Below are 19,678 nucleotides of genomic sequence, written 5' to 3'. Positions count from 1 at the left end.
GCCAGCACCTACAGGTTCTGGGTCTGGCTGTCCTTGCGGGTGAGGATCAGGCTCAATACCACCGACCCCAGAATCACCACGCCCACCACTGCCAGCGACCATTCCACGGGCATGTGGAACCACGGCATGATGGTCATCTTGCCGCCAATGAACACCAGCACCAGCGCCAGCCCATACTTGAGCAGATGAAAGCGGTCGGCCATGTCGGCGAGCAGGAAGTACAGCGCGCGCAGGCCCATGATCGCGAAGATGTTCGACGTGAAAATGATGAAAGGATCGGTGGTGACGGCGAAGATCGCCGGGATGCTGTCGACCGCGAACATCAGGTCGCTGGCCTCGATCAGCACCAGCACCAGGAACATCGGCGTGGCCCAGCGCACACCGTTGCGCACCACGAAAAAGCGCTCGCCGTGAAAACTCTGAGTGATGCGCATATGACCGCGTATCCAGCGCAGCAGCGGATTGTTGTCCAGGTCCGGTTGTTTGTCGGCGAACACCAGCATCTTGATCCCGGTGATGATCAGGAACACCCCGAACACATACAGGATCCAGGTGAACTGCGAGACCAGCCAGACGCCGGCGAAAATCATCGCCGCACGCATCACGATTGCCCCGAGCACGCCGTAGAGCAGAACGCGGCGCTGCAGTTCCGGCGGTACGGCGAAGTAGCTGAAGATCATCACGAATACGAACATGTTGTCGATCGACAGCGATTGCTCGATCAGATAACCGGTGAGGAACTCGAGGGTCTTGTCGCGGGCCACATCGGCACCGAACTCACCGTGCAGATACCACCAGAGCAGGGCGGCGAACGCCAATGCCAACAAGCACCAGGCAACCACCCAGGACGCGGCTTCGCGAACCGACACCCGATGGGCCTTGCGCCCACCGAAGACAAACAGATCCAGGGCCAGCATTGCCAGCACGAAGACGATGAAGGCGCCCCACATCCAGGGTTCGCCGATATTGATGTGCGTGGCTGGCATGGCGTTCTCCCTGTCTGTGAGTAGTCGGGGTCATGCTAGCGAAGGGATTGCAGGAGAGGAAAATCGTTTATTTCGTCGTGATGGTTCGGTTTTTCCGAAGTATCACCGTTCCCCCCTCCCACAAAATGCACCATGTTCCCTGTAGGAGCGAGCATGTCGAGGCGTCGAACCGTCGCGATGGGCGTCAACGGTGACGCGGGCTTTCTGGATGCCTGCGGTGTCTGGACCACCATCGCGAGCATGCTCGCTCCTACAGGGGAGGGGGATATCGAGGGCAAAAAAAAGACCGCCACAACCCGACGTTGTGGCGGCCCGAGGGGGACGCGTTGGATCAGTGTGCGCCAGCGGCCTTGTTCAGGTCGCTTTCCGCCCACTCGGTGTACACGCAGGCATCGGCGGTGGCCCAGCGGACCCGCACCGGATCACCGGCCTTGAGCGGCATGCCTGCGGCCGAGAGTGCCTTGACCGTCATCGAGGTGCCGCCCAGGGTTTTTACGGTGCAGGTCTGGCTCTCGCCCAGGAACAGCATTTCACCGACAATCGCCGACACCTCGTTCCAGCCCGCCGCCAGCGGTTCCTGCGCAGCCTGTTCGACACTCAGCGCCAGCGCTTTTTCCGGGCGGACCATCAGCAGCACATCCTGGTCGGTCTGCAGCCCGGCGGTCAGGCGGATCGACAGCGACTGGCCTTCGAACGAGGCCGCCGCGTTGCCTTGGGCCTTGAGCTTGAGGAAGTTCGAGTTGCCGAGGAACGACGCCACAAACGCGTTTGGCGGGTTCTGATACAGGTCATAACCACTGCCCAGGCCGACGATCTTGCCGTGGCTGAAGATGGCGATGCGCTGGGACAGGCGCATGGCTTCTTCCTGGTCGTGGGTCACGTAGACGATGGTGATGCCCAGGCGCCGATGCAGTTGGCGCAGTTCGTCCTGCAAGTCTTCACGCAACTTTTTGTCCAGCGCACCCAGGGGTTCGTCCATCAGCAGGATGCGGGGTTCATAGACCAGCGCCCGGGCGATGGCGACCCGTTGCTGCTGGCCTCCAGACAATTGCGAAGGGCGGCGATGGGCGAATTGCTCCAGTTGCACCAGCTTGAGCATCGCATCCACCCGGCGCTCGCGCTCGGCGCTGTCGAGCTTGCGGATCGCCAGCGGAAACGCGATGTTGTCGCGTACCGACAGGTGCGGGAACAGCGAGTAGCGTTGGAACACCATGCCGATGTCGCGTTTGTGCGGCGGCACATTGACCAGGGATTTGCCCTCGACCAGGATCTCGCCGCTGGTGGGCGTTTCGAAGCCGGCGAGCATCGACAGGGTGGTACTTTTGCCCGAGCCGCTGGAGCCCAGGAACGTGAGGAATTCGCCGTCCTTGATGTCCAGGGCGATGTTGTCCACGGCGGCGAATTCGCCGTAGTACTTGTTCAGGTTGCGCAGGCTTACCAGGGGTTGGTCATTCTGCTGCGCGGCATCTTTGATCACTGCACTCATGTCGTACTCCTGGCGCTAGGCGCTGATTTCATTGCGCCGGCGAAGGGCGGCGGCGATCACCATGACCAATACCGAGAGGCCGATCAGCAGCGTCGAAGCGACGGCGATCACAGGCGTCAGGTCCTGGCGCAGGGTGGTCCACATTTTCACGGGAAGGGTCTGCAAGGTCGGGCTGGCCATCATCACGCTCAGCACCACTTCGTCCCACGAGACGAGGAAGGCGAAGAGGGCGCCGGCCACCATGCCGGGGCGGATCGCCGGGAATGTCACCTTGAACACCGCTTGCAGGCGCGAGGCACCGCAGATCACGGCGGCATCTTCAATCGACTGGTCAAACAGCTTCAGCGAGTTGATGATCGAGATGATCGTGAACGGCAGCGCCACGATCACATGGCTGACCACGAAAGCGAACATCGTCCCGGTGTAGCCCAGCTTGAGGAACAGCGCGTACACGGCCACGGCAATGATCACCAGTGGCACGATCATCGGCAGGGTGAACAGCCCGTAGAGCATTTCCCGCCCGGGGAAGCGTCCGCGCACCAAGGCAAACGCGGTTGGCAGGCCGAGCGCCACGGCGAAGAACGTGGTCAGCACGGCGACCTTGAGGCTAGCCATCGCCGCGTTCATCCAGTCGGCATTGGAGAAAAACTGGCCGTACCATTTCAGCGTCCAGCCCGGCGGTGGAAACACCAGCCACTGGGAGGAACCGAACGACAGCAGCACGATGAACACGATAGGCAACAGCAGGAACAGCGCGATCAGGCCCGTGGTGAAATAAAGGCCCAGGCGCATGCGCCGGCTCATCGCATTGGGGGTCAGGAGCATGACGGCTTACCTCGCGTTGCTGGCGCCAACCGGGGATTCCGGCTGAAGCTTCAGGTAGAAGTAGAACAACACCAGCGTAATGGCGATCAGCAACGCGGCGCCGGCGCTGGCCAGGCCCCAGTTGAGGAACGATTGCACCTGCTGGATGATGAACTCGGGCAGCATCATGTTCTGCGCACCGCCCAGCAGCGCGGGGGTGACGTAGTAACCGAGCGACATCACGAACACCATCAGGCCACCGGAGAACAACCCCGGCCGGCACAGCGGCAGGAACACCCGGAAGAAGTTGGTCCATGGGCTGGCGCCACAGATGGAACCGGCCTGCAAAATCATCGGATCGATGGCCTGCATGGTCGCCTGCAAGGGCAGCACGATGAACGGGATCATGATGTAGCTCATGCCGATCACCACGCCGGTGAGGTTATGCACCATCTCCAGCGGCTGATCGATGATGCCCATGGCCATCAGTGCCTTGTTGATCACCCCGGAGGCTTGCAGCAACACCAGCCAGGAGTAAGTGCGGGCCAGCAGGCTGGTCCACATCGACAGCAGCACGATGTTGAGGATCCAGCGACCCCAGCCGCGTGGCACCAGGGTGATTGCCCAGGCCAGCGGGAAACCCAGCAGCAGGCTGAACAAGGTCACCAGGCCAGCCACCGAAAAGGTGTTGATCAAGACCCGGGCATAGGCCGAGTTGGCGAACAACTGCTCGTAGTTGCCCAGGCCGGGCACCGGTTCGAGCACGCCGCGCAGCAACAGGCCGATCAGCGGAGCCAGGAAGAACAGACCGAGAAACAGCAGGGCCGGGATCAGGTTACTCGACCCGCGCCAGCGCTGGGCCAGGCTCGGGGCCTGATTGGCCAGCGCCGCTTTGCCGGATGCCGCCCCGAGGGCGCCAGTGGCGCCCCCGGTCGGCGTGGATGCCGTCATTTTCATTTGACCAGCCATTCGTTCCACCGTGTCGCGATGGCTTGACCGTTCTTGGCCCAGTACGCGAAATCGAGAGTGATTTGATCCTTGGCATAAGCAGTCGGCAGGTTAGGTGCCAGCACCGAATCCAGGCGCGCCACGCTGTCGACGTTGACCGGTGCATAAGCGGTCAGGTTGGAGAAGTCGGCCTGGCCTTTGGCGCTGCTCGCATTGGCCAGGAATTTCATGGCCGCTTCCTTGTTTTTCGAGCCTTTTGGCACAACCAGGATGTCGGCCATGACCAGGTTCTGTTTCCAGCTCACACCCACCGGGGCGCCGTCTTCCTGCAAGGCGTGGATGCGACCGTTCCAGAACTGGCCCATGCTTGCTTCACCGGAGGCCAGCAGCTGTTGCGATTGTGCGCCGCCGCCCCACCAGACGATGTCTTTCTTGATGGTGTCGAGTTTCTTGAAGGCGCGATCCAGGTCCAGCGGATAGAGCTTGTCGGCGGCTACGCCGTCAGCCAGCAACGCCAGTTCCAGCACACCAGGGCTTGGCCATTTGTAGAGGGCGCGTTTGCCGGGGTAGGTCTTGGTGTCGAACAGGGCGGACCAGTCCTGGGGCTTGCTGGCGCCGAGTTTGCCTTCGTTATAGCCGAGGACAAAGGAGAAGAAGAACGAGCCGACGCCGTGATCGGAGATGAAACGTGGGTCGATCTTGTCGCGCTGGATGACCGAAAAGTCGAGGGGTTCGAGCAGGCCTTCGGCCGCAGCGCGCAGGGCGAAGTCGGCTTCGACATCGACCACGTCCCATTGCACATTGCCGCTTTCGACCATGGCCTTGAGTTTGCCGTAGTCGGTCGGGCCATCCTGGACCACGGTGATGCCGGTGGCCTTGCTGAACGGGTCGGCCCAGGCCTGCTTCTGCGCATCCTGGGTGCTACCGCCCCAACTGACGAAGTTGACGCTTTCGGCAGCCATCGACGCCTGGCTGGTCACGCTCAGCAGTCCCGCAAAAAAATCGCGGTTGCACGTTTGTTCAACACCATTTTTACGCCCTCATTGTTGTGTTTATGAGCGGGGCTTTCATGCCCGCCTATCGGGAGCAGTAGGTCCGAACGGTCACTGATGATCGGTCGGTCTATGGAATATCATATTATGGTATTCCAAACTTTGTGCAAGCATTTTGCCTTACCGGCCATCTGCTGAGCCTGTTTTTTTCTTTAATCTGTATTGCCTTTCAAGCGGCCGAGTCCATCCCTGTAGGAGCAAGCTCGCTCCTACAGGGGGCTTGGTGAGTCATCCCGTGAAAGCAATACTCTCCACCACCTCCAGGTCATACCCGGTCAAGCCCGCATACTTCAGCGGTGGGCCCAGGTGCCGCAGTTTGCCGACGCCCAGGTTCTGCAGGATCTGCGCACCTGTACCCACTTCAGAATAGATGCGTGACTGCGAACGGCTGAATTGGCGGGGCGGTTGGGTCAGTTGCGGCACGCGTTCGAGCAGCGCCTGGGACGATTCATGGTTGGCGAGCACCACCACCACGCCACGACCTTCTTCGGCCACGCGTTGCAGGGCAGCCCACAGCGTCCAGTTGCTCGGGCCGCTGTATTGCGCGCCCACCAGGTCGCGCAGCGGGTCGATGACATGAACCCGCACCAGGGTCGGTTCCTCGCGACGCAATTCGCCCATGACCATGGCCATGTGCACACCGCCTTCGATGCGGTCCTCATAAGTGATCAGGCGAAAGGTGCCGTGCACGGTCGGCAATTCACGCTCACCGATGCGCTCGACGGTGTGTTCGTTGCTCAGTCGATAGTGGATCAGGTCAGCGATGGTGCCGATCTTGATCCCATGCTTGCGTGCGAACACTTCAAGGTCGGGACGACGGGCCATGGTGCCGTCGTCGTTCATCACCTCGACGATCACCGAGGCAGGGGTAAACCCGGCCAGGCGTGCCAGGTCGCAGCCGGCTTCGGTGTGACCGGCGCGGGTCAGCACGCCGCCTTCACGGGCGCGCAAGGGGAAGATGTGGCCGGGCTGGACGATATCGGCGGCCGTTGCCCCCGCCGTTACCGCGGCGGCCACGGTTCGTGCCCGGTCAGCGGCCGAGATGCCGGTGGTGACGCCAACGGCGGCCTCAATGGACACGGTGAACGCGGTGCTGAACACGCTGCCGTTACTGGGCACCATCTGTTCCAGTCCGAGGCGCTGGCAGTGCTCGTCCGTCAGGGTCAGGCAAATCAGGCCACGTGCTTCGCGAGCCATGAAGCTGATGGCTTCGGCCGAGCAGCAGTCGGCGGCAAGGAGGAGGTCGCCTTCGTTCTCGCGATCCTCATCGTCCACCAGAAGCACCATCTTGCCCTGGCGGTAGTCTTCGATGATTTCTTCGATGCTGTTGAACGCCATGATGTAACTCTCGATGTGGGGTGGAGATATTTGTGGTATACCATAATACAAAATCAACACAGAGGTCACTATGAAGGCGTACTGGATAGCCCACGTGGATGTCACTGATCCCGATCAATACAGTCAATATACCCAGCGGGCGCCGGCGGCCTTCGCGTTGTACGGTGGTCGGCTGCTGGCCCGGGGCGGACGCAGCCAGGCGATGGAAGGTCGGGTGACGCCGCAGCGTAGCGTGGTGATCGAGTTTGAAACGTACGAGCAGGCGCTGGCTTGCTACAACTCTGATGAATACCAGGAAGCCAAACGGCACCGTGAAGGCGTGGCGCGGGCTGAGGTGATTATTGTTGAGGGGGTTGCGCCGGTGTAACCATCCCTCTGTAGGAGCGAATTTATTCGCGATGGAGGTCAACGATGACGCGGGAAGCCTGACACCCTGCGGCGACCCAGAAACCATCGCGAGCATGCTCGCTCCTACAGGGGAGGTGGAGTGTGCTTAGCGGATGAAGTGAATCTTCCCGCTATCGTCATTGCCGATGTAGATGCCATACACCCCGGCCTGGCGTTCTTCGATGTAGCGTTCGAGAATCTGGCGGATCGCGGGGTAGTAGATGCTGTCCCAGGGAATGTCCTCAGGCGCGAAGAATTTGTAGTCGAGGGTTTCCGGGCCGAACTGTCCGGTGATCTCCAGCGCGACGGCGCGGTAGATGATGTACACCTCGCTGATCTTCGGCACGCTGAAGATCGAGTACGGCGAGTGGATTTCAGCACGCACGCCACTTTCCTCCCAGACCTCGCGCAGCGCCGCTTGCTCGGTGGTTTCGCCGCCTTCCATGAAACCGGCCGGCAGCGTCCAGGTGCCGGGGCGCGGGGGGATGGCGCGCTGGCACAACAGATACTTGCCGTCCTGCTCGATGATGCAGCCGGCAATGATCTTCGGGTTGACGTAATGGATGTAACCGCAGCCACAGCACATCAGGCGCTCGTGCGTATCACCCGGCGGCAGCTGCGACTTGAGGTCGTTGCCACCGCACCTTGGGCAAAAGCTCGGGCTGAACATGATCAGCGACCTATGCGCGGTTCTTTCAGCGCGATGGGCAGGGTGATCTCAGGCGTGGGCCCGGTCTCTTCCTGCTTGCGCTTGAGGTATTCCAGCGCCACTGTGGCTGCGGCGCGCACGTGGTCGACACAGGCCTGGTGCGCCACCACCGGATCGCCGGTCTTGATCGCCTCCACCATGCGTTCCATTTCCTGGTTGCTGGCGCCACGACGGTTTTCCTGGGACACCGAGGTCGCACGCAGGTAGCTGATGCGCGCCTGCAACTGGCGCAACTGGGTGGCCGCCACATGGTTGCCCGAACCTTCGAGCAGCACGTCGTAGAAACCCTGTACCGAATCGATCACCTGTTGCAGTTCGCCTTCCTTGAGGGCCTTGCGGTTTTCCTCCAGGGCTTTTTCCAGGGCCTTGATGTCCTTGGCCTTGGCGCGCAGGGTGAACAACTGAACGATGAGGCCTTCGAGCACGCAACGCAGTTCGTAAATGTCGACGGCATCGTCCAGGGTGATGATCGCCACGCGTGGCCCCTTGGCGTCGGCGAACTCCACCAGGCCTTCGGATTCGAGGTGGCGCAAGGCTTCGCGAACGGAGGTGCGGCTGACACCGAGGCGGTCGCACAGATCACGCTCGACCAGACGGTCTCCCGGCATGAGCTGGAAGTTCATGATGGCGCTTCGCAGTTTATCCAGCACGATTTCGCGCAGGGTAACGGGGTTGCGATTGACCTTGAAGCTGTCGTCGAGTGGCAGGCGTTTCATGGGGTCCGCTCTGAGTGTGGCTGTCCATGCAAAAAGAGCACTTGGACCCGAAGATCATCGTGCTCAGTCAATCAAAACAGCCAAAGGTTAACTGGAGGCCTCGGCGTCGGCTTCGGCGAACGCTTCGCGGGCGAGCCGGAAGCTGTCCACCGCAGCGGGGACACCGCAATAAATACCGACCTGAAGCAGAATTTCGCGTATTTGTTCACGACTCAGCCCGTTACGCAAGGCGCCGCGTACATGCAGCTTGAGTTCGTGTGGCCGGTTGAGGGCCGAAATCATGGCCAAGTTTATCATGCTGCGCTCTTTAAGCGACAAACCCTCGCGACCCCAGACGTGGCCCCAGCAGTACTCGGTCACCATCTCCTGCAAGGGCCGGGTGAAGTCGTCGGCGTTCTCGATGGAGCGTTTGACGTAGGCTTCACCCAGCACCTGCGTGCGGATTTTCAGGCCCTGTTCATACTTTTCGTTGCTCATTAACGATTACTCCCAAAGTCGTCGAGCCCACCCATCAGGGTGTATTTGATTTCCAGGTAATCCTCGATGCCGTATTTGGAGCCTTCGCGGCCCAGGCCCGAGGACTTGATGCCGCCAAATGGCGCGACTTCGGTAGAGATCAGCCCTTCGTTGATCCCGACCATGCCGTACTCCAGCGCTTCGCTCATGCGCCAGGCGCGGCCGAGGTCGCGGGTGTAGCAGTAGGCCGCCAGCCCGAACTCGGTGTCGTTCGCCAGATGGATCGCCTCGGCTTCGCTGTCGAAGCGGAATACGGCGGCCAGCGGGCCGAAGGTTTCTTCGCGGGCGACTTTCATCGCAGCGTTCACACCGGCCAGTACGGTGGGTTGGAAGAACCCGTGGCCGAGGGCGTGCCGTTCACCGCCGCAGAGCAGTTGCGCGCCGTGGGCGAGGGCGTCCTGCACGTGATCTTCGACCTTGGCCACCGCGCGCTCGTTGATCAATGGGCCCTGATTCACGCCGCTGTCGAAGCCGCTGCCGACGTTCAACTGCGCCACGCGTTCGGCCAACCGTGCGACGAAAGCATCATGGATGCCCGACTGCACCAGGAAGCGGTTGACGCAAACGCAGGTTTGCCCGGCGTTGCGGAACTTGGCGATCAAGGCGCCTTCCACCGCTCGCTCCAGATTGGCGTCGTCGAACACGATAAAGGGGGCGTTGCCGCCCAATTCCAGCGAGACCTTTTTCAGCGTCGGCGCGCATTGCGCCATCAGCAGCTTGCCGATGCCGGTGGAGCCGGTGAACGACAGTTTGCGCACAAGGGGGCTGGCCGTCAGTTCGCCGCCGATGGCGATGGCATCGCCGGTGATCACGTTGAAAATACCCGGCGGAATGCCAGCCTGTTCCGCCAGCGCGGCCATGGCCAGTGCCGAGAATGGTGTTTCCGGGGCGGGTTTGACGATGCACGGGCAGCCGGCGGCCAATGCCGGGCCGGCCTTGCGGGTGATCATCGCCGCCGGGAAGTTCCACGGCGTGATGGCCGCGACGACGCCGATCGGCTCCTTGCTCACAACGATGCGGGCATCGCCCTTGTGGCTCGGGATGGTGTCGCCGTAGATGCGCTTGGCTTCCTCGGCGAACCACTCGATGAAGCTGGCGGCGTAGAGGATTTCGCCTTTGGCTTCGGCCAGGGGTTTGCCTTGTTCGAGGGTGAGGATTTCGGCCAGGGCATCGGCATTGTCGATCATCAGTGCGTGCCAGCGCTTGAGGACCGTGCTGCGCTCCTTGGCGGTCAAGGCGCGCCAGGCCGGCCAGGCGCCGTTGGCCGCTTTGATGACCTGCTGCGCCTGGGCTGCGCCCAGGTTTGGCACCTGGCCGATCAGCTCACCGGTGGCCGGGTTGAAGATGTCCTGGGTGGCGCCGTCGGGCGCATCCAGCCACTGGCCATTGAGGTAGGCCTGCTGGCGGAACAGTTGCAAGGCTGCTGGACTCATGCCGGCTCCTGAAAAAAGTGGGGAAAACACCGCATTCTGTAGGAGCGAGCATGCTCGCGATGGTCGTCAACGATAACGTTGGCATCCTGGCACCCCGCGGAGTTGCGGAGTTTCTTCGCGAGCATGCTCGCTCCTACAGGAGGGCAGGGATCTTGGATCAAGCCAGCGAGGGCAGCGGCCCCAGCTTGCCTTTGTGGTAGATCATCGGCGTCACAGGCTGTTCGGGCAGGATCAGGTTCTTTACCGCACCGACGATGATGGCGTGGTCGCCACCGTCGTATTCGCGCCACAGCTCGCACTCGATGATCGCCGTGGCCTTGCCCAGCAGCGGGTTGCCCAGGGCGCTCAGGTGCCACTCGATGTCCTTGGCCTTGTCCTTGCCTTTACTGGCAAAGGCATAGGCCTCGGCGGTCTGGTCGGCCGACAGCAGGTGAATCGCGAACTGCTTGCTGTCGCGCAGCACCGGGTAGGTGTCCGAAGCGTAGTTGGGGCAGAACAGCACCAGCGCCGGATCGATCGACAGCGCGCTGAACGCGCTGGCGGTGATGCCGACGATACCGCCGTCCGGGTCCAGGGTGGTGACCACCGTGACGCCGGATGGGAAGGAACTCATGACGTCTTTGTAAATGCCGGGTTCGATCATGTCGGTGGTCTCCTAACGCATCACAAACGGGTCAGGCATGGGTGCCTGGGAGAGGTTGATCCACACCGTTTTCAGTTCGGTGTAGGCCAGCACCGAGTCGATGCCGCTTTCGCGTCCATAGCCGCTGTTCTTGAAACCGCCGATCGGCGCCATGGCCGAGACCGCGCGGTAGGTGTTGACCCAGATGATCCCTGAACGCACATCCCGCGCCAGACGGTGGGCGCGACCCAGGTCGCGGGTCCAGATGCCGGCGGCGAGGCCGAACTGGGAGTCGTTGGCAATCGCCAGTGCTTCGGCTTCGTCCTTGAAACGGATGACCGACGCCACCGGGCCAAAGACTTCTTCCTGCATGATCTTCATCGAGTTGCGGTCGCACTCGAACAGCGTCGGCTCGTAGAACCAGCCGTCACCCACGCCGCTCGGACGTTTGCCCCCCGTGCGCAGGCGCGCACCCTCTGCGATGGCGTCCGCCACCAGGCCCTCGACGACCGCCAATTGTTGTGCGGTGGCCATCGGGCCCATTTCGCTGGTGTCTTCCTGCGGGTTGCCGATGCGGATGCGCTGGGCGCGTTCCACCAGGCGACCTACGAACTCGTCGTAGATTTCATCTTGCACCAACAGGCGCGAGCCGGACACGCAACTTTGCCCGGACGCGGCGTAGATCCCGGCGATGGCGCCGTTGATCGCGCTGTCGAGGTCTGCGTCGGCAAAAATGATGTTCGGCGATTTGCCGCCCAGCTCCAGCGACAGCTTGGCGAAGTTCTCGGCGCTGCTGCGCACCACATGCCGGGCCGTCGCTGCGCCGCCGGTGAAGGCGATCTTGCGCACCAGCGGATGGCGGGTGAGGGCCGCACCGGTGCTCGGGCCGTAGCCGGTAACCACGTTGACCACACCCGGTGGAATGCCGGCTTCCAGGGCCAGGCGAGCCAGTTCCAGAATGGTCGCCGAGGCGTGCTCGGAGGGCTTGATCACGATGGTGTTGCCGGCGGCCAGGGCGGGCGCGAGCTTGATGGCGGTCAGGTACAGCGGGCTGTTCCAGGGGATGATCGCGGCGACCACGCCCATGGCTTCGTGCACGGTGTAAGCAAAGAGGTCGGGCTTGTCCAGCGGCAGGGTGCCGCCTTCGAGCTTGTCGGCCAAGCCTGCGGTGTAGTGGAAGAACTCCGGCAGGTAGCCGACCTGGCCGCGGGTCTCGCGGATCAGCTTGCCGTTGTCGCGGCTTTCCAGTTGGGCCAGGTTTTCCTTGTTCTCGGCGATCAAGTCGCCCAGGCGCCGCAGCAGCTTGCCGCGAGCAGTGGCGGTCAGGCCGCGCCAGGCCGGGCTGTCGAAAGCGGTCTGCGCAGCCTGAACGGCGCGCTCGACATCGGCTTCATCGGCATCGGGCAGTTCGGCCCAGGGTTCGGCCAGGGCCGGGTTCAGGCTTTCGAATGTCTTGCCCGAGAGGGCATCGACCCATTCACCGCCGATGCACATCTGAAAGCGTGCGAGTGTCATACAACGATCCCCTTTATAGGATTTTGTCGGGCGTGCGCAGTGTCGAGAAACTCGAGCAACAACTGGTTGACCAGGCGCGGCGATTCTACGGGCATCATATGCCGCTGTTCGGCCAGTACGGCAACCGTTGCGCCGGGAATGCGCTCGGCCAGTTGCCGGGCCATTTCCGGGGTGGAGCCGGGGTCCAGTTCGCCGGTGGCGACGAGCGTCGGTGCCTGGATAGAAGCCAGGTCGTCGGCGCGGTACATGTCCTGGGTGGCGAACAGTTCGTAAGTGGTGAGGTAGCCCTGCGGGTCATTCTCGGCCAGGGTCTGGCGCAACGCGGCGATCTGAGCCGGGTTGGCTGCCTGATATTCACGGCTGAACCAGCGCGAGAGCGCCGCTTCAGCGTTGGCATCCGGGCCGTGCTCGGCCGCCTGGGCGGTGCGGGCAATGACGCCGGCACGCTGTTCGGCGGTGCGATTGAACACGCTGTTGAGTACCACCAGGCCTTGCAGGCGTTGCGGGTAATGCAGGGCGAAGGCTCGCGCCACCAGACCGCCCATGGAGAAGCCGATCACGGTCGCCTGGGGCAACTGCAAGTGATCGAGCAGCTCCAGCAACTGGTCGGCATAACCGAGCAGTGGCGTGCCGCTTTCCGGGCGCGGGCTGGCGCCATGACCCAGCATGTCATAAGCGATCACGCGGTACTTCGTGGCCAGGCCAACGACCTGGCCGCCCCACATTTCTTTATTCAGGCCCACGCCGTGGATCAAAACCACAGGCTGGCCTTGGCCGGTCGCCAGATAACTGGTGCCAGCCGGGGTGCGTTCAGCGGTGAGCCGAATCATGGAGCGCTCCTGCATACCTTTTTGTTGTAGTGACCGACCGTCTTACTGGGCTTTTCGGCGGCCAGTTCTTCCAGGTCGATGTAGCGGTTGCCGATGCGTGGGTGCAGGCGGCCGCCGTCGGCGCAACCCAGGACCACAACGATTTCATCGGCACGAGGGGCATCTTCGATCTGCATTTCCAGGGTGATGTAGTGCGAACGCTGGCCTTCGTCGTCCTTGTGCATCATCGGGATCTGGATCGAAGTGCCCGGGCCGCCGCGCTTGTTGGTGAAGCTCAGGTAGCTCTTGGCCTGGACCGCTTCGCGATAGTGGTTACCGAAGCGCAGGGTGTGGATCACCGCCGAAGCGTGCTCGATTTCGCCATCGGCACCGACCACTGCGGCCTTGCCGTATGCCTCGATCTTCTCTGCACCGCCGATCAGGCCCACCAGGCGCTCGACCATCAGGGCACCGAGGTCGGAGCAGTTGGCGCGGATCTGCGGCTTGAGATCTTCAACGAAACCATTACCCACCCATGGGTTTTTCATGACCACGGCCAGGCCGATCATGGTGACGGGCTTGTCGGTAGCTTTGCCGCCTTCGATAAAGGTCTCTTCGACATAGCTGACGATCTTGCGAATTTCGAAACTCATGAGCTGCTCCATACGGGTGAAGGGTGTCTGTCCGTATGATGGTATACCATAATATCGGCAACGCAAGCGTCCGATACGGGTTTCTGTGGGCGAGGCGACAGAATGCTTATGGGTGCTGAGTCACTTGTAGGAGCGAGCATGCTCGCGATGGTCTCAAAGGCACCGCGGGGTATCAGTTAGCCAGCGTCATCGTTGACCTCCATCGTCGGAACGCCGCCCGGAGCATGCTCGCTCCTACAGGGGGAGGTGGACCGAGAATTGGAGTCGCGGTTGTGAGCGTTGCTAGCAAAGTGCCAGAATAGAGCCCCTGCGCAGCATCATTATCAGGCGGCTCTAATGGATGGCCCTGGATTGCGGTATCAACAGGAAGATTTCATCGTGAAACTGGTGCAATCAGATCGATTGCACCAACTGTTTCGTCAGTCGGTTTTAGCGGTGCTTGGCAGTTATCTCGCGGTGCTGATGCTGTGCTGGCTGTGCTGGGACCGTTTCGATCACCGGACGGTTGCGTGGTGGATCGCACTGCTCACCGCCTCGTCGCTGGTGCGCATCATCATGTTTGCCGCTTATTTTCGCAGCCCCGACCGCGAGCGCACCCCCCAACGCTGGGAGCACATTTACTGGGTCACGCTGGTGCTGTCTGCCAGTATCTGGGGCGGCGGCGCCCTGGCGGTCATCCCGGTCGACGATCTGTTGGGCCAGACAATGGTCATGCTGTTTTGCGTGGGCATGTCGGTGAGTGCGGTGTCCTGCTATTCGGCGTACCGCTACATGACGGTCGTCTCGATCGTCCTGGTGCTGTTGCCTTGTACGGTGTGGTTGTTGGTCCAGCCTTCATCCCTGCAGGTCGGCATGGGCGTGGCGGTGATGGTGTTCGCCTCGTTCGTGTTCAGCGCCACGCGCAGCCTGTCCGAGGCGTTGGAAACCGCCTTTCGGTTGACCCGGGAAATGGAACACGCGCACAACGTATCCACCCGTGCCGCACAGACCGATGAACTCACCGGCCTCAAGAATCGCCGGGCGTTTTTCGAGAATGCACAGCATTTGTTCGGTTACTGTCGGAAAAACCACTTGCCGCTGTGCGCCCTCATGCTGGACATGGATCACTTCAAACACATCAATGACACCTACGGGCACCAGGTGGGCGATCAGGTGCTGCGGCAAATGGGTCAGGTCATCAGTTCCTCGTTCCGTGACACCGACGTGTACGGACGCCTGGGCGGCGAAGAATTCGCCGTCCTCCTGCCAAACACCTCCATCGAGGTGGCCCGTAATATCGCCGAAGAACTGCTGCAGTCGCTCGCTGGCATGATGAGTGCCCCGGTCAATCGGGTTTCGGCCAGCGTCGGTGTTGCCAGCATGAACGACGATGATCACGACCTGCATAGCCTGATGAACAACGCCGACAAGGCGCTGTATCGCGCCAAAGCTCGCGGGCGCAATCAGGTGGCAGTGGCTGAGTAACCGGGTTCAGGACGCTTCCCGATAGCATCCGGGCGTCATGCCGAACCAGCGGATACAGGCTTTGTGAAAGCTGCTCTGGTCGCGAAAACCCAGCAGCGCGCCAATGTATTTCACGCTGCGCACCGAGTTGCGCAGGAAGGTGTGCGCCAGCCTAAGACGCGCTTCATCCTGCAAGGCCGAAAAATGAATGCCTTCATCGGCGAGTCGCCGTTGCAGGCTGCGCGCGCTGATGCCCAACGCCTGGGCGATCCGGTTCAGGTCGCTGGGCACGCCTTGGGCCAGTCTCTCGGCCAGGACCCGACGAACTCGCTCGGTCATCGAGCCATTAAGCATCAGGTTCAGTCGCGTACGGGCATATTCGACATGCAGCACATCCAGTGCCGGGTCGGCAGTGGGCAACGCCATCGCACAATCGTCAATGCTGAAACTCAGGCTGTTGTATGACGCACCGAAGGACAGATTCCTGCCAAGCAGTCGCTCCAGTTGGCGGATGTCTGCGGGCCTGGGGTAAGTGAAGCTCGCCGCCACGGGATCAGGCTTGCGATTGGGCAACAGCCAGTGGACCAGCCCCAGGATCTGCGCGGCCCCGGCATCGATGTAGGCCCGGGGCGTCAGCGACGGCTGGGTGCTGACATCCAGGCCGATCAGTTTTACCGCGCCGGGTTCCTGATCCAGGCTCATGTGGAAGCCGTTGCAGATCAGCGACTGATAGTCCACAAAGCGTTGCAGCGCGGCGCCGAGCGTCGGGCAGGACATCACCGCGTAACCCAGCACCTCGAGATTCGCCGGATGGGCGCGGGCATAGGCCAGCAGGCCAATGTCCGGGTTGCCGGTGCGTACTGCCGCGGCCGCCATGACTTTGTAGACCAGTTCCAGCCGAACGCCATTGGGATTTGCCCAAACATCCTCGTGGCTACTGTCGAACTCGTTGAGCAAGGCTTCCACGTTGGCGCCCGCGTCGGTCAAGACGTCGGCGAGCACCCGAAAACCGGTGCTGGTCATTCTGTGCATGCGTATTTCCGGCGTAATGGCTAAGTGATGTCGCGAAGCCGGCGCATGATCGCAATAAACAAATGCTCGCAGTCGATTAACACCATTGACGCGTTTCCAAGGACAAGCGAAAGGACTCCGGGAACACTTCCTGCGTGATGGGCGAGCGTTGATGATGGCCGGCAGTCAGCGGGTGGTGGCATAAAGCCATTTCGGCGCCCGGCTCAATCCTTGTCTATGGATGTGACATGCACAGAGTCAAGAATTTCTATAACGAATTAGCCCAGGGCAAACTGGTGCTGGCGTTTCAACCGGTGGTCTGGATGCCCGACAGCGACCGGGTGCTGTACCAGGAAGGGCTGCTGCGACATATCGATGCCAGTGGGGAGGGGGTGTACCCGCTGGTGATGCTCGAACAGTTGCAGTCCATGCGAGAGTTGGATCGCAGCGTGGTGGGATGCGTGATTGATCGCCTGCTGCATGACGAGCACCTGCGCCTGGGCTGCAACATTTCTGCGCAAAGCGCGATCATCGACCCGTTCTGGCACTCGATTCTTGCGCGATTGCGCGAAACGCCTTCGGTGGCGGCGCGACTGGTTATTGAGATCACCGAGAGCGCCACGCCACCGAGCACTTCGGCGGCCATCGAATTTGTCCTGTGCCTGCGTGAGCTGGGCTGCCGGGTGGCCATCGATGATTTTGGCGCGGGTCTGGGCACCCTGGAATTCATCCGCAAAACCCGGCCGGACATCGTCAAGATCGACCAGGGCTACCTGCAACGCGCCCGGCTGGACACCAACAACGCGCAGACGCTCGGTCATCTGGTGCAACTGTGCAAAACGTTGGCACCGTGTGTGGTCATCGAGGGGATCGAGACCGAAGCCGACCGCGCCCTCGCCACTGCGTGCGGCAGTGAGTGGGGGCAGGGTTATCTGTTCGGTCGGCCGTGGATCGACGCGCTGGGTGAGCGCTGTCAGTTGCAGTCGATGCCTGCCTGACGCAGTACGATGCAACGAATGCCCCGCCAGGGCCTCATATGAAAACCGGTGGCGCCTTTGCGAGCGCAGGGCGCCTGCCATTTTCTGAAGGAGGGGTGCCATGACGGCAGCGGAAAAGAATCACGTGGACTGGTTGGTCGGGCAATCGATGCTGTTCGCCGCCAGGCAGCGGGCCAAGCTCTACTCGGGGCAAGGTCGGTTGTGGCAACAACCCTATGCGCAGACCCGTCCCCGTGACGCCTCGGCGCTGGCGTCGGTGTGGTTCACCGCGTACCCGGCGTCCATCGTTACCCGTGAAGACGGCACGGTGCTTGAGGCCCTGGGGGACCAAACCCTGTGGCACGCCCTGTCCAGGATCGGCATCCAGGGCATTCACAACGGCCCGCTGAAGAAGTCCGGCGGCTTGCGCGGCACTCGTCATACGTCGACGATTGACGGCAATTTCGACCGAATCAGTTTCGACATCGATCCGCAACTGGGCACCGAAGCCCAGCTTCAGGCGTTGACGCGCATGGCGGCGGCGCACAACGCGGTGATTGTCGACGACGTCATCCCCTCACACACCGGCAAGGGCGCGGATTTTCGCCTGGCCGAGATGGCCTACGAAGACTATCCGGGGCTCTACCACATGGTGGAAATCCGCGAAGAAGACTGGCCGCTGCTGCCGGAAGTTGCCGAGGGGCGCGACGCGCAAAACCTGAGCCCGCAGCAGGTCGATGCACTTCGTGACAAACATTACATCGTCGGCCAGTTGCAACGGGTGATTTTCTTCGAGCCCGGCGTCAAGGAAACCGACTGGAGCGCGACCCCCGTCGTGATCGGCGTGGACGGCAAGCCGCGTCGCTGGGTCTACCTGCATTACTTTAAGGAAGGGCAACCGTCGCTGAACTGGTTGGACCCCAGTTTTGCGGCGCAGCAGATGATCATCGGCGATGCGCTGCACGCTGTTGACGTGATGGGTGCGAAGATTCTGCGCCTCGACGCCAATGGCTTCCTCGGCGTCGAACGCAAACTCGACGGCACGGCGTGGTCGGAAAGCCATCCGCTGTCGATCACCGGCAATCAGCTACTGGCCGGGGCCATCCGCAAGGCGGGCGGTTTCAGTTTCCAGGAGCTGAACCTGACGGTCGACGACATCGCCGCCATGTCCCACGGCGGCGCGGACCTGTCCTATGACTTCATTACCCGGCCAGCCTACCAGCACGCATTGCTGATGGGCGACGCCGAATTCCTGCGCCTGATGCTGCGCCAGATGCACAACCTGGGCATCGACCCCGGCTCGCTGATCCACGCCTTGCAGAACCACGACGAACTGACCCTTGAACTGGTCCACTTCTGGACGCTGCACGCCCACGACACCTTCCTTTATCAGGGGCAGACTTTTCCCGGCAACATCCTGCGCGAGCACATTCGCGAGCAGATGTATGAGCGCCTGGCCGGCGAGCACGCGCCCTATAATTTGAAGTTCGTCACCAACGGCGTGTCCTGCACCACCGCGAGCATCATCACCGCTGCGCTGGGGATTCGTGACCTCGATGCGATCACTGCGGCAGACGTCCAGCAGATCCGTCAGATTCACTTGCTGCTGGTCATGTACAACGCCATGCAGCCAGGGGTGTTCGCTTTGTCCGGCTGGGACTTGGTGGGGGCGCTGCCGTTGCCGGCGGAGCAGGTCGCCGACCTGATGCTCGATGGCGATACCCGCTGGATTCACCGTGGTGCCTACGACCTGGTCGACCTCAACCCGCAGGCGCAGGTGTCAAATGGGCAGATGCCACGGGCACGAACCCTGTACGGCAGCCTGACGGATCAGTTGCAAGACCCGGACTCCTTCGCCTCGCAGTTGCAGCGCATCCTTGCTGCACGGCGCGCTTATGACGTTGCCGCGAGCCGTCAGATCCTGGTGCCGGACGTTGAGCATCCGGCGCTGCTGGTCATGGTGCATGAATTACCGGCGGGCAAAGGCACGCAGATCACCGCGCTGAACTTCGGCGGCACGGCGATTACCGAAACCCTGCACCTGCCGAGCATTGCACCGGGACCGGTGGTCGACATCATCAATGAACGGGTGGAAGGTGATCTCACGCCCGAAGGGGAATTCACCATTACGCTGGATGCCTATGAGGGGTTGGCATTGCGCGTGGTTATCTGATCCGTATTTTCCGGTGCAATCTGCGCCTGTTATGTACAGGCGCAGCGGCTCACAATGGCAGCACGAACCACAGCAAACCAGGAGGCCGTCATGGCCAAGA

At 61.8% G+C, this 19,678-nt stretch carries 18 protein-coding genes and 1 pseudogene; 4 read left to right on the top strand and 15 right to left on the bottom strand.

Annotated elements, in window-relative coordinates; translation table 11 throughout:
* Positions 1–8: 8 nt before the first annotated feature.
* The 6 genes and pseudogenes from AB4N33_RS10490 to ribBA form a co-directional block, all read right to left on the bottom strand.
* Positions 9–986, bottom strand: a complete 978-nt coding sequence (locus AB4N33_RS10490) for a TerC family protein (protein WP_476457225.1) — start codon at positions 984–986, stop codon at positions 9–11.
* Between the two features lie 331 nt (positions 987–1,317).
* Positions 1,318–2,472: an ABC transporter ATP-binding protein gene (locus AB4N33_RS10485; RefSeq protein ID WP_460139531.1), complete on the bottom strand. Its 1,155-nt coding sequence runs from the start codon at positions 2,470–2,472 to the stop codon at positions 1,318–1,320.
* A gap of 15 nt (positions 2,473–2,487) precedes the next feature.
* Positions 2,488–3,297, bottom strand: a complete 810-nt coding sequence (locus AB4N33_RS10480) for an ABC transporter permease (RefSeq protein ID WP_460126324.1) — start codon at positions 3,295–3,297, stop codon at positions 2,488–2,490.
* 6 nt (positions 3,298–3,303) lie between these two features.
* Complete coding sequence (locus tag AB4N33_RS10475) at positions 3,304–4,233, bottom strand: ABC transporter permease (protein WP_460139530.1); 930 nt, start codon at positions 4,231–4,233, stop codon at positions 3,304–3,306.
* Positions 4,230–5,254, bottom strand: a pseudogene (locus tag AB4N33_RS10470) (ABC transporter substrate-binding protein). The gene AB4N33_RS10475 and the pseudogene AB4N33_RS10470 overlap by 4 nt, the downstream one beginning before the upstream one ends.
* A gap of 250 nt (positions 5,255–5,504) precedes the next feature.
* Entirely contained in the window at positions 5,505–6,614 is a 1,110-nt protein-coding gene (gene ribBA, locus AB4N33_RS10465; protein WP_460142096.1) for a bifunctional 3,4-dihydroxy-2-butanone-4-phosphate synthase/GTP cyclohydrolase II, read from the bottom strand.
* Between the two features lie 70 nt (positions 6,615–6,684).
* On the opposite strand from ribBA, the gene AB4N33_RS10460 reads away from it, so the two are divergent.
* Positions 6,685–6,981 (top strand): DUF1330 domain-containing protein, encoded by a 297-nt coding sequence (locus tag AB4N33_RS10460; protein ID WP_460126320.1) that lies wholly within the window; start codon positions 6,685–6,687, stop codon positions 6,979–6,981.
* 126 nt (positions 6,982–7,107) lie between these two features.
* On the opposite strand, the gene AB4N33_RS10455 is transcribed toward AB4N33_RS10460, so the two are convergent.
* From AB4N33_RS10455 to AB4N33_RS10420, 8 genes are all read right to left on the bottom strand, one after another.
* A complete protein-coding gene (locus AB4N33_RS10455) occupies positions 7,108–7,671 on the bottom strand; it encodes an NUDIX hydrolase (protein WP_460126319.1) in 564 nt (187 codons plus the stop codon).
* A 2-nt stretch (positions 7,672–7,673) separates the two neighbouring features.
* Positions 7,674–8,426: a GntR family transcriptional regulator gene (locus tag AB4N33_RS10450; protein ID WP_460126318.1), complete on the bottom strand. Its 753-nt coding sequence runs from the start codon at positions 8,424–8,426 to the stop codon at positions 7,674–7,676.
* A gap of 87 nt (positions 8,427–8,513) precedes the next feature.
* Positions 8,514–8,903 carry a carboxymuconolactone decarboxylase family protein gene (locus tag AB4N33_RS10445; protein ID WP_427527800.1) on the bottom strand — a complete coding sequence of 130 codons (390 nt, stop codon included), beginning with the start codon at positions 8,901–8,903 and terminating at the stop codon, positions 8,514–8,516.
* Positions 8,903–10,375, bottom strand: a complete 1,473-nt coding sequence (locus AB4N33_RS10440) for an NAD-dependent succinate-semialdehyde dehydrogenase (protein ID WP_476457224.1) — start codon at positions 10,373–10,375, stop codon at positions 8,903–8,905. The genes AB4N33_RS10445 and AB4N33_RS10440 overlap by 1 nt, the downstream gene beginning before the upstream one ends.
* Positions 10,376–10,532: 157 nt before the next feature.
* On the bottom strand, positions 10,533–11,018 hold the full coding sequence (locus tag AB4N33_RS10435; RefSeq protein ID WP_460142094.1) for a flavin reductase family protein: 486 nt from the start codon (positions 11,016–11,018) through the stop codon (positions 10,533–10,535).
* A 12-nt stretch (positions 11,019–11,030) separates the two neighbouring features.
* Complete coding sequence (locus tag AB4N33_RS10430; protein ID WP_460126314.1) at positions 11,031–12,512, bottom strand: aldehyde dehydrogenase; 1,482 nt, start codon at positions 12,510–12,512, stop codon at positions 11,031–11,033.
* The gene (locus AB4N33_RS10425; RefSeq protein WP_476457223.1) at positions 12,509–13,342 is read right to left on the bottom strand and encodes an alpha/beta fold hydrolase; all 834 of its coding nucleotides are present in this window, start codon (positions 13,340–13,342) and stop codon (positions 12,509–12,511) included. The genes AB4N33_RS10430 and AB4N33_RS10425 overlap by 4 nt, the downstream gene beginning before the upstream one ends.
* Positions 13,339–13,974 carry an amino acid synthesis family protein gene (locus AB4N33_RS10420; protein ID WP_476457222.1) on the bottom strand — a complete coding sequence of 212 codons (636 nt, stop codon included), beginning with the start codon at positions 13,972–13,974 and terminating at the stop codon, positions 13,339–13,341. The genes AB4N33_RS10425 and AB4N33_RS10420 overlap by 4 nt, the downstream gene beginning before the upstream one ends.
* Before the next feature lie 336 nt (positions 13,975–14,310).
* On the opposite strand from AB4N33_RS10420, the gene AB4N33_RS10415 reads away from it, so the two are divergent.
* Entirely contained in the window at positions 14,311–15,438 is a 1,128-nt protein-coding gene (locus AB4N33_RS10415; RefSeq protein ID WP_460142093.1) for a GGDEF domain-containing protein, read from the top strand.
* Between the two features lie 6 nt (positions 15,439–15,444).
* On the opposite strand, the gene AB4N33_RS10410 is transcribed toward AB4N33_RS10415, so the two are convergent.
* Entirely contained in the window at positions 15,445–16,449 is a 1,005-nt protein-coding gene (locus AB4N33_RS10410) for an AraC family transcriptional regulator ligand-binding domain-containing protein (RefSeq protein ID WP_476457221.1), read from the bottom strand.
* A gap of 227 nt (positions 16,450–16,676) precedes the next feature.
* Between AB4N33_RS10410 and AB4N33_RS10405 the strand changes: the two genes are divergently transcribed.
* Both AB4N33_RS10405 and treS read left to right on the top strand, forming a co-directional pair.
* A complete protein-coding gene (locus AB4N33_RS10405; RefSeq protein WP_476457220.1) occupies positions 16,677–17,426 on the top strand; it encodes an EAL domain-containing protein in 750 nt (249 codons plus the stop codon).
* 100 nt (positions 17,427–17,526) lie between these two features.
* On the top strand, positions 17,527–19,578 hold the full coding sequence (treS, locus tag AB4N33_RS10400) for a maltose alpha-D-glucosyltransferase (protein ID WP_476457219.1): 2,052 nt from the start codon (positions 17,527–17,529) through the stop codon (positions 19,576–19,578).
* Positions 19,579–19,678: the final 100 nt, after the last annotated feature.

The sequence above is a fragment of the Pseudomonas sp. S1_E05 genome (genome assembly GCF_056337105.1).
Note: the sequence above shows the minus strand (reverse complement) of the source record. Positions and strands in the feature narration are given on the sequence as shown.